At 58.5% G+C, this 8,204-nt stretch carries 5 protein-coding genes; 4 read left to right on the top strand and 1 reads right to left on the bottom strand.

Annotated features, from left to right (window positions below):
* Window positions 1-601: 601 nt before the first annotated feature.
* The 3 genes from VGN12_05040 (at window position 602) to VGN12_05030 (ending at window position 3,151) form a co-directional block, all read left to right on the top strand.
* Window positions 602-1,087, top strand: coding sequence for a sigma-70 family RNA polymerase sigma factor (locus VGN12_05040; GenBank protein HEY4308800.1), 486 nt, complete (start codon window positions 602-604; stop codon window positions 1,085-1,087).
* Window positions 1,080-2,363, top strand: coding sequence for a hypothetical protein (locus VGN12_05035; protein HEY4308799.1), 1,284 nt, complete (start codon window positions 1,080-1,082; stop codon window positions 2,361-2,363). Before VGN12_05040 ends, VGN12_05035 begins: the two co-directional genes overlap by 8 nt.
* A 110-nt stretch (window positions 2,364-2,473) precedes the next feature.
* Window positions 2,474-3,151 carry a PEP-CTERM sorting domain-containing protein gene (locus tag VGN12_05030; protein ID HEY4308798.1) on the top strand — a complete coding sequence of 226 codons (678 nt, stop codon included), beginning with the start codon at window positions 2,474-2,476 and terminating at the stop codon, window positions 3,149-3,151.
* 223 nt (window positions 3,152-3,374) lie between these two features.
* Here VGN12_05030 and VGN12_05025 read toward each other — a convergent pair whose 3' ends face one another.
* A complete protein-coding gene (locus tag VGN12_05025) occupies window positions 3,375-4,220 on the bottom strand; it encodes a phytanoyl-CoA dioxygenase family protein (protein ID HEY4308797.1) in 846 nt (281 codons plus the stop codon).
* 307 nt (window positions 4,221-4,527) lie between these two features.
* Here VGN12_05025 and VGN12_05020 point away from each other — a divergent pair, with 307 nt between their 5' ends.
* A complete protein-coding gene (locus VGN12_05020) occupies window positions 4,528-8,007 on the top strand; it encodes a CHAT domain-containing tetratricopeptide repeat protein (GenBank protein ID HEY4308796.1) in 3,480 nt (1,159 codons plus the stop codon).
* Window positions 8,008-8,204: the final 197 nt, after the last annotated feature.

Raw genomic sequence — 8,204 nt, 5'->3', positions numbered from 1 at the left:
GGCTTGATTTTCTCCCACTGCTCATCGCTGACTTCGACATCGTGTCGCTTGGCCATCGAAAGTCTCCTTTCGATCACCGTCTTAACCGAAGTCCCTACAGGGCGCAAGTTTACTTCAACACAGTTTTGAAACCGGCTCTAGCACGCGGCATCCCGTGTTAGCCCAATACTGGCAACCACTTCGTGGCGAACAAAGCCCGAAGATGGCCATGCGGGATACCCATTGATGCGATGCGGCAGAGACGGTAGTCGCGTAGCAAATTGGTCCGAGTGCCTGTCCAATAAAAAACCCACTCAATGCGAGCGGGTTTTTTAGCTCGGTCAGCATGGACCCCCAGACCGATTACTCTCGAAACGGGGGGGGTGGGTGTCAGACCCACGCTGTGGTGTTTCTGATGATTCATTTTGGGTATCTACCAGATGACGCCGCCGCTCAGTCTTTGCCCATCGCGGACTAAACTGAGATTTCTTTGAACTTTTCTGGGTGCGCGGTACGGCCCGGCGGCGTCTATACCTGTGTGGCCGAGAATGCTCAGGCACAGCAAGGAGAGGTTTTGGACGACGGCCCGGAACGAGCGCGTGAGTTGCTTGCGAGCAGCGGGGTGAGGCTCCATACCTTGCTCGCCAGGATCACGTTGCGTGCCGACGCTGCTGACGACTTGCTGCAGGAATTGTTTCTCAAGCTGAGTCGGTCACCGGGATTCATGAGCGCAACGCAGCCCGAAGCTTATGCACATCGGGTAGCGGTGCGGCTGGCATTCGACTGGCGACGAGCTCAGCGGCGCGAACGAGTCGTAACGTTGGACGGGTCCGACGTTGCCGCCGGAGGCAGGGCACCGCTGGCCTCGCTTGCCGCGCGGGAAGAATTGGACTCCGTACTTGCTGGCATGGAAGCCCTACCGACCCAAGCTCAACAGGTGCTCTCCATGCGTTTTCTGGAGGGCCAAAGTTACCAGGCGATCGCCGACGAGCTGGGTTGCACCGCACATCGAGCCCGTTCGATTTGTCATAAGGCACTAACTCGGCTGCGGCAGGTCGTGGCACGAACGACTGCCGACGCGCCGGACGGGGAACCTCACGATGCCTGACCCGCTTGATTACCAGATCGTCGGAGCTTTGCGTCGTGCGGGGCATTTCACCCCGGACGCCGACGGCGCGCAGCGCGCGATCGAGCGTGTCCGCCAGCAACTAGAAGAGCAAATGAGCACCGCGACGCGCGGCTGGGACTTGTCGCGATCACCCGCCGTGCCGGGCAGGCTGTGGACGCGGCGGTTGCGCTGGCCGGCGCTGTCGGCCCTGACGGTGGCGTCCTCGCTTCTTCTCGTTTGGCTTGTTGCCGATTTCAGCCGAACCTCGATCGCGTTGGCCGATGTGACGCGCGTACTGCAAAGCTTGCGCTCCGTCCGCTATACGACTTCCATTGATAAGGGGCAGGGGTTGGCAATATTGTCGCGGACGGTGATCAGTGGTCGGAACCTGCGTCGCAGTGAGTATGTCGACGGACACGTGTTCGCCCTCGATCGGGTGAGTGGCCATTCGTTGCAATTGTTCCCTGACAAAAAGCGGGCAATCGTACGATTTGATGGCGTGCCACATGAAGACCTATTCGACGTGGTCGATTCGCTGGAACGTGAGCGGCAGGTCTCGCGCACTCTGCCCGAGCAACTCGTCAACGGCAAGCCGGCCATCGGCTTGGTCTTAGAGCACGAGAATGTGGAGCACGTCATATGGGTTGAGCCGCGCTCGCGCTTGCTGGTCCGCTGGGAATCGACGATCCGCGGGCAGGATAGAAAAGTTACGCGGTACGTCCATGCCGACTTTTCTTACAACGAACCGGTCACCGCAGCACTATTCGATCTGACGCCGCCGAGTGATTATCGCGTCGAGCAAGAGGGAGCGCTGGAGCTTGCGCCGCTGACCAACGAGGCACTGCAATCCCCAACGTTGTTCGTGACCAAAGGCATCGGGCCGGCCACCTTCGGCATGCCACGCGAGGAAGTGCTGCGCGTGTTCGGCCCCCCCGATGAAATCGACGAGCGTCTGCAAGTGTATCACTATCCGTCGCGCGGCATCGACCTCATGATCGCGCCCGGGCGCGGGTTATGGGGCATTATCTGCCGAACACAAGACGTACCGGCCGTGAAAACGCGCGATTACTCAGGCCGCACCGATGCCGGCATCGGCATGTGCGCGACCGCCGAGGAAATCATCGCGGCCTACGGCGCGCCCGATGAGCGCGTAGGTTCGGCTACGGGTGAAACGTTGTCGTACAAGGGGCAGCATCTGCATTTCTCGTTGCACAAGGGCGCGCTCGTATTCATTCAGCACGAATGGTTTATCAAAAGCGCCGCAAAACGTGAGTGACCGCGCATCGCGCGTTTAGGGTTCGAGGTTTGCCGCAGAAGCACTGATGCTCCTGCGCGCCGATCATCGTGTGGTAGCGACCATTTTCGGAAAAGAAAGGAGACGCACGTATGTTTCGCAATGTCTTAGTGTCGATCGTATTGGCTCTTCCGCCCGCTAGTGCCTGGGGCGGAATCATCAACGGCGATTTTGCCAGCGGTGATTTCACGGGTTGGACCACGCTGGCGCAGACAAATCTGGGCGCAAACGCCGCGATCGCGTCGATCGGTGGCAGCTATCGCGCCGTCTTGACGTCCAACCCGACGGGAACCAAACCTGCCACGGCTGCCATTCAACAAGGCTTTTCTATTCCTGCTGCGGAACAGCTGACCGTCAATTTCGGAGCGGAACTATCTCTGGCTGGGCTTTCAACCGGCATGGCCGGCCTCGCCAACATCTCGATCGTCCTGTCAGAGATAGGTGGACCGTTCGAACAGGACTGGACCTACAATCTGTACAACGATCCGGTTCATAGTTCCGGCAGTCTATCGGTCCCCTTCCAGTCAGTCGTCTCCAATCTGCCGCATGCCGGCACCTATTTGTGGTACGCGCAGGTGCAGGCCTTCGACGGCCCATCGGGCAACGACGCCTTCGCGCAACTGACCATGGGGGGCATGCAATTGGCCTCCGTGCCCGAGCCCGCCACGGCCGCACTTTCTGTCATGGGACTGGGCTGCGCGGTCACCTGCTGGGCCGCGCGACGGCGCGGGAAGCGCTGCGAGCGCCGCAAATCGAGGGCGAGCGGGTGAGAGATCAGCACATTTCGACTCGGGTCCACCCGACATTTCGCCGCCTTTCTCCACGACCAAGCTGATCGAAGGGGCGTTCTTCGAGATATAGATAACTCACGGCACATCACCTCTAAGCGTACCAAGCGCGGCCATTGTCTCGGTGCGGAGTTCGCGCCCTTGTCGTTCGCTATGGCCTTCGTTCGCGATGAAGTGGGTCACCGCTGGCGATGACTGTACCCTTTCACGCGCGCATTTTTTCTCGTCCGCGCCGCTGAACTTCGCGAATGACCTCCGCCAGCGGCAGGTCGGGGGCGATGTCCGGTGGTCGTCTCCCGACACCGTCAAGGATGTTGCGCACGTTCCATTTCGAATACAAGTGCGGCGGCAGCGTCGGGTCTTGTTTCGTGTACAGCCTGGGCGGAATCTCCGACCATTCGGCGGTGCGCTGGTCCCCTCGCTGTGCGAAGTAAGCCTGCAACGTGCGGCGCTGCGTGCTGTGGGCCTTGAGCCGGGCATTGTGGATGGCCCGAGCGTGAAAGATGACGGCGGTTCCGGCTGGTCCGATCACATCAACGCCCGCATCGGCTGCCACGTCGACCGGATCGAGATCCAACAGCCGGTCGTGGCTTTCGGGAACGATCGTGAAGCAGTGGTCCGTGGATTTGACGTCGGTGAGAAACATGAGGATCGATACAGCCTCGATTTCGTGACGCCGATGGTACTCCCGGATCAGATCGCGATGCCACCCTTTTACCTCCTGCAAGTTCTCTGTGGGATTGCGGATCATGATCGCGAATTCTTCGAACGTAATACCCTCTCCGAGGATCGCGCGGAGGACGTCGAGCGTTTTAGGATTCTCGATTGCTTCGTCAAAATCTGCCGTGCGCGGAAGAATGTTCGTTCCTTCACAAAAGGAATCGCTAAGCTCGATCCAATCCTCGGGATACTCTCGGCGGTGGCGCGCCACGGCCTCTTCAAATCGGGCGACCTGCTCAGCGCTTAGCGCCTCCTCGATACGTAGATAGCCTTGGACCTGGAACTCTTCGGCCATGGCGCGAAGCTGTGCCTCGGTGAAGTAATGGCTCATCGGCGAGTGGTCCTTTCATGGGCACGGGAGCGTTAAGAGCCGCAAAATCGCCGGCTGTCGGCGACGTGACCGACTTTAACGAATAATATAATGTCGGTAGCCAGCCGCGATTGGCGTAAGCGACGCTAATACAATTTGGTCGACCGCCCGTCGCACCGACCAACCTTCCCTGTTACGATAACGTTTTTCTTATAAATAACGTCATCGATCTGTATCGCATGGCGCCATCGGGCAGGCTCCTGGACGTGGCGGCGCGTGCATTCGATACGATGCGATTTCAGGCGCGGTCCAGTGCGATGGGGCGACAATGAGGCGACGTAACTGGTGGGTCGTGTATCTGGCCATCGTTTTGGCGATTAGCGCGGCAGGCGGGCAACTGTCAAACGCGGCAGAAGACGTCGCACCAGCAGCATCGACGTCTGGCTCGAATCGGCAGGCGCTCGTTGACAAGGAAAAGGAGCTGATGGCTTCGCTATCGGCCCTGATCGCTCAAAAAAAGCCCGAAGAAGCGCTGCCAATCGCCCAAGAGGCCGTCAAAGTCTGCCGCGAATTGTTCGGTAATGACGATGCGGAGACGGCGCTGGCGATCCATCAACTGGCGTATTGCTACAGCTGCCTGAGGAAATACGAGCAGGCCTGCCAGTTCAACCGCGAGGCGCTTGCGATTCGCCGGAAGGTGCTCGGCGATAAACACGCCTATACGGCGCTGTCGCTGCAGAATTTGGGAAATACTCTGGGCAGGCAGCAAAAATTCCCCGAGGCCCTGGAATGCCATAAAGAATCGCTAGCCATCTACGAAGAAGTCGCCGGGCAGAAATCGATCGAAGTGGCGAACGAAGCGCAGTACATCGGGAACTTGCTGGCGAAGTCAGAAAACTACGCGGAGGCTCGGCGATATCTGGAGCGTGCCGTCGCGATTCGCACGGAAGTGCAGGGAGAGAATCACTCCGATACGATCGCGGCGATAAAGCGTCTGGATTATACGCGGATTCACTTGGATGATTCCCAGGCTGCCGTCGATCGACTGAAAACCGCGAACCCCAAGGTCACTGTCGGAGAGGATGCAAGGAATCCGGTCGAAGTCGCGTCTTTGATCGAGCGCGGCGATTTGATGTTTCAGTCGCGCTCCTACGCGGCCGCGCGGGAGAAATACGAAGCGGCGCTCGCCCTCTGCAACGTGAAACACCCGAAGCCCGTCACAACGGCTCTGCTGCAATCGAATCTATCGATTGTACTGAGTTTGCTCGGAGATTATGGCAAGGCCCGGGCTTACGTCGAGCAGGGCTTGGCAAGCACCATCAAGGCATACGGTGCGACCAGCGCTGAAGCAGCAAAAGCATGGTCGGATCAGGGAACCCTCCAACTCAATCTTCGCGAATTTGCGGCCGCCCGCTTGAGTTTTGAACGCGGCCTGGCGGCGACCATATCTCTTTACGGACCGCGAAATGCGAAGACGATCTATTTACGTACATCGTTGGCATCGGTTTATAGTGCGATTGGCGATCAGAAATCGGCAGGTCGCGAGTTTGAAGAGGCCCTGCAAATTCAAAAAGAGATGGGCAACCCTGAAGATTCCGACGCGGCGTTTTTGCACTATGAATATGGCGGCTTCCTTCTCGATGAGCGAGAGTTCGAACGCGCGAGAGAACAATTGGAATTATCCCTGGCATTGCGTCGTAAACTGCTGGGTAATCGGCACCGTAAAACTGCAAATGCGCTCGATTCCTTAGGCCGCGCCCATTCTTTGATGCATGATTATGCCAAAGCCCAAGCGTGTTTCGAAGAAGAATTGGCAATTCGTCGCGAGACCGCCTCGAAGGATCATCCAGAATTGATCAACGGCTTGAAAAACCTGGGGTACGCACTGGGCTGTCAGTCGAAGTATGCCGAGGCGATCGATAGCTTTCAGCAAGCGCTCTCCTTGGGAAAGAAGCAGTTTGGCGAGAACGATCCGGATGCAGTGACAACCTATTTGTCTTTGGCGAGATTCAGCGCAGCTAATGAGGATTGGCGTGGCGCAGTGCAGTATGCGGAACGCGGCCGTCGCGCTGCCCGGCGACGTACCAGCGCGACCCTCGCGACGCTATCAGAGCGTGACCAGCTTTTCTACCTCAAGCAGCATGAATTCCCTGCGTACTACACGTCTCTCGCGTTGGCCCTGCAGTTGCGACAAAACCCCTCGATCGCCGCACTATCCGCCAATTGGGTGCTTAATGGCAAAGCGCTCGGGCAGGAAGTTCTGGCCGAGCGGACCGTGCGTGCGCGCGAGGGCAGCGATCCGACGCTTAAAGAAATCACAAAATCACTCGTGCAGTTGCGCGGCGAGCGAGCCCGGCTGACGTTCACGGGTGGGGCCGACAAGGCACGTGAAGAAAAACTGGCAAAGGCTGAAGAGGATCTCTCGCGGCGACTGGCCCGCGCAGGGAGCCAGTCGCTACAGGCATCGCAATGGGTCGATGTCAACCGAGTGCGCGGCGCTTTGGCTGCTGATGAGATTCTGGTCGATATTGCGTGGATTCGATCGGAAAACTTCAAGGATCCTGCCGATGGTGTTCGCGCCGTCCGCTATGCCGCGTGGATTATCCCTGCATCCGGTAAGGGAGAAGTCAAGCTACTCGACCTGGGAGATGCCGACGCGATCGACAAGGCCGTCGTCGCATGGCGAGTTGCGATCAAGTCCGTGTTCGTGGTCGACGAGCAAACGGGCAAGCTGAAACCGATCGACAAACGCGCGATTGCACTTTCTGATCTCGCGCTGCGCCGCTTGTCTCAGCTCGTTCTGCAACCCATTGAACGAGAACTGGGCGTGGCGAAACATCTGCTAATCAGCCCGGATCGGGGCTTATGGCTTGTCCCGTGGGCCTCGTTGCTGGCGTCGGACGGAGGTTTTCTAGTCGAGAATTACGATATCACGTACCTGGTGAGTGGTCGCGATTTGATTGTGCCAAAGGCGAAGCGACCGTCAAACCAGCCTTTGATCGTGGCAAACCCGAATTTTGATTTGCCGCCGGAAGATGCTCGCAAAATCGAGCAACTTGTACGTGCCGGTTCGAAGGTTCCCGGGCCCGCCAAAACGGAGAATGTGCGACTCAAGCCTCCTACGGCGCGTTTGGGGCAACCTCTTGAAGAATTCGCGAAGCAGGTTCAAGCGGTCTCTCCTAAGCTGGCCGCTTATACGGGAAAAAAAGTCGCAGTCCTGGAACGCGACCGCGCACTCGAACCGCTAGTGAAGTCGGTTCACGGACCGCAGGTCTTACTATTGGCGACACATGGTTTCTTCGAGGCACCGATCCGTCCCGAGTCCATTGCCACTACGACGGCGCTCGGCGGCCTGGACCAGGCGTCGCAGGCGCCACCGGACAACCCGCTCCTGCGTTGCGGTGTCCTATTGGCCGGTTGTAATTGGCGCAATTCCATCAAAGGGGACGACGGCATTCTGACCGGCATGGAGATCTTGGGCCTTGACCTTCGTGGTACGGAACTGGTCGTGCTTAGTGCCTGTGACACAGGGGTAGGCGATGTGCGCACTGGCGAAGGCGTGGCTGGCACCAGGCAGGCGTTTCAATTAGCGGGGGCCCAAGCAGTCGTCGCAACGTTATGGCCCGTGCTAGTGGATGAAGCAAATTTGCAGATGAGTGACTTCTTCGCGCAATTAGCTGCCGGGCGAACGAAGCCTGCGGCATTGCGTAACGCGCAATTGGCCGCAATCAAACGGCTGCGGGAGAAGTACCAGGCAGCGCCCCCGCTGATTTGGGCTGCCTTCACAATCACTGGCAAATGCGGCTAGAGATCCGCGCAATTGCTGGACCAAGTGCTGCGGCGTTGTCTCTGGGCGACAACTCCACGTCCTTCCCTCACGCCCGCGAGCCAGGTCAAACCCGACTCGTTGGGACAGCGCTTTCTTAATCGAACGAGACATTCTGCTTCTCCTCTTTGAATTGCAGTGGCATATTCGCGCCAGGTTCAGAACATCTCTGTAGCCAG

The sequence above is a fragment of the Pirellulales bacterium genome (assembly GCA_036499395.1).
Classification (GTDB): Bacteria; Planctomycetota; Planctomycetia; order Pirellulales; family JACPPG01; genus JACPPG01.
This window is presented reverse-complemented; position numbering and strand designations above follow the sequence as displayed.